At 72.6% G+C, this 2,492-nt stretch carries 3 protein-coding genes; all 3 read right to left on the bottom strand.

Annotated features, from left to right (window positions below; translation table 11 throughout):
* Nucleotides 1–825, bottom strand: an 825-nt coding sequence (locus ADK55_RS13325) for a beta-ketoacyl synthase N-terminal-like domain-containing protein (RefSeq protein WP_199826508.1), incomplete at its 3' end; no start/stop codon positions are given.
* 75 nt (nt 826–900) lie between these two features.
* Entirely contained in the window at nt 901–1,638 is a 738-nt protein-coding gene (locus tag ADK55_RS13320; protein ID WP_053678348.1) for an aspartyl/asparaginyl beta-hydroxylase domain-containing protein, read from the bottom strand.
* 56 nt (nt 1,639–1,694) lie between these two features.
* On the bottom strand, nt 1,695–2,492 hold a 798-nt coding region (locus ADK55_RS13315; RefSeq protein WP_159041382.1), incomplete at its 5' end, for an AMP-binding enzyme.

The raw sequence follows: 2,492 nt of genomic DNA, 5'->3' as shown, positions 1-2,492 counted from the left end.
CCGGTCCACCACGTCGGCCAGCGCGTCGGCCAGCCGCTTGAGGACGACGACGCCCGCGCCGTTGCCGAAGACCGTGCCGGCCGCGTTCGCGCCGTACGGCTTGCAGTGGCCGTCGGCCGACTCGATGCCGCCCTCCACCGGCAGGTAGCCGGAGCGGTGCGGCACGGTGACCGTCACGCCGCCCGCGAGCGCCATGTCGCACTCCTGGGAGAGCAGGCTCTGCACGGCGAGGTGCACCGCGGCCAGGGAGGTGGAGCACGCGGTCTGCACGCTCACCGCCGGACCGCGCAGATTGAGCTTGTACGCGGCCCGGGCCGCCAACTGGTCGGGCTGGTTGCCCTGGAACAGCAACGGCACGCCCAGCTTCTCCCGCAGATCGGTGCGGGGCAGCAGGTTGTGGATGAGGTACGTGCTCAGCAGCGAACCCGCGTACACCCCGATCGGGCCGGCGGCCCGGTCGGGGTCGCACCCGGCGTCCTCCAGGGCGGCCCAGGCGGTCTCCAGGAAGACGCGCTGCTGGGGGTCGATGACGGAGGCTTCCAGGGCGCCGTAGCCGAACAGCGTCGAGTCGAAGCCGGCGACGTCGTCGAGGACGCCCTTCGCCGGCACGTAACGCGGGTGGGTGTACTCGGACTCGGCGACCCCGTCGGCGCGCAGCTCCTCGGCGGAGAACCGGCTGACCGCCTCGGTGCCCGCAGCCAGCAGCTCCCAGAGCGCGTCGACGGAATCGGCTTTCGGGAACCGGCCCGCCATGCCGACGACGGCGATCCGGCCTTCGACGTCGGCCCGGTCATCGGGTTCCGGCAGAAGCTGCTGTGCGTTCAAGATGTTCTCCGTCAGGGGTGGGTGCGGCGCCACGCCGGTGCGTGGGTTCGGTGGGACGGTCGGGATCGGCCGGTCTCAGACCGCCATCAGGTAGCTCTGGAACCGGGGCATGAGGAACTCCAGCGCCCGCACCTCGGCCTCGGTGAGCTCCGGGTGCCACACGTCCCAGAGCAGGACCGCGCGCTGCTGCGTGCCGCGGTTCTCCGCCTCGTGGATGAAGCTGTCGTCGAAGAGGATGACCTTGCCCTCCTCCCAGCCCCGCTCGTCGTCGCCGACCGTGATCACACAGCCGTCCGGGACGATCAGCGGGAGGTGGGCGGTGAGCAGCAGGTTGACCCCGCCCGTGTGCGGGGTGATGTGGACGCCCGGGTTGAGGATGGTGAACATGCCGTCGCGCGGCCCGTGAGGGGTCGATTCCACGGCCTTGACGGTCTCGGGACAGCGTTCGAGGACCTCGTCCCGCCAGGTGCCGTTGCGGTAGAGCTGGTAGGTGTCCCAGCCCTGCCAGCCCAGTTCCTTCGTGTACATGTCCTCGTACGGGGCGAACCGGGCCTGCTCCGAACGGAGCGCCAGGAACTCCGCCTTGATCGACTCGTACGAGGCCTCCATCCCGGCCGTCCAGGGCTGGGCCGCGGCGTCGTGCCACGGCAGGGCGCTGATGCCGGGGAAGAACAGCCGGGTCGGCTCCTGGTCCTCGTGCAGGTACTCCGGGGCCTGCTCGCCCACGAGGATGCGCAGGCACTCCTCGACGCGCTCCAGCCCTCCGGAACCGACCGCGTTGCGCAGCTCCGCCATCACGTCAGCGACGTCCATGTCAACCTCTCTCGTCTTCTGCTCTGTTGGGTACGCGTGTCACTCGGGCAGGCGTGTCACCTGCGGCGCGACCGCAGGGCGGCCCGGCGCCCCTCGCCGCGCGAGGCGGCCTCGTCGGAGCCGGCCGCCGCCGCGGCGCCCCCTTCCTCGCCCAGTCCGGGGACGAACCCGGCGACGGTGGGACGGGCGAACACGTCGACCAGACGGATCTCCCGGCCGAGCCGCTCGCCCAGCTCCATCTGGAGGCGGGCGGCGAGCAGCGAATCGCCGCCCGCCTCGAAGAAGTTGGTGTGCCGCCCGAAGGAGTCACCGCCGAGCACCCGACGCCAGGCGTCGGCGACCACCTGCTCGGCGCCGGCCGACGGCGGCCCGCCGGTACCGACCGCCGTCGCCGCCGGTACGGGGAGCCGGGCGCGGTCGCGCTTGTTGGTGCGGGTACGGGGCAGCGCGTCCAGCAGCACCACGGTCTCCGGGACCACCGCGGCCGGCAGCCGCTCGGCGAGGTGGGCCCGCAGTTCGGCGGCGCTCACCCCCTCCGCCACCACGGCGTACCCGATCAGGCGGGGCGCGCCCGCCCGGTCGTGGAGGGCCGCGGCGGCCTCCCGTACGGCCGGGTGGGACTCCAACAGCGCCTCGATCTCCTCCAGTTCCACCCGGTTGCCGCGGATCTTCACGAGGCTGCCGGTGCGGCCGGTGAAGGCGAGTTCGCCGTTCGGCAGGAAGCGGCCCAGGTCTCCGGTGCGGTACAGGGTCCCGCCGGGCCGCCACGGGTCGGGGACGTACGCCTTGGCGCTCTCCTCGGGCCTGTTGCGGTACGAGCCGGCCAGCAGGTCGCTGCGCAGGTGGATCTCGCC

The organism is Streptomyces sp. WM4235 (genome assembly GCF_001279725.1).
Lineage (GTDB): Bacteria > Actinomycetota > Actinomycetes > Streptomycetales > Streptomycetaceae > Streptomyces.
This window is presented reverse-complemented; position numbering and strand designations above follow the sequence as displayed.

What these genes read in the sequence shown, in the direction of transcription:
- ADK55_RS13320 (WP_053678348.1), bottom strand. Translation starts at nt 1,638, where the DNA reads ATGGACGTCGCTGACGTGATGGCGGAGCTGCGCAACGCGGTCGGTTCC.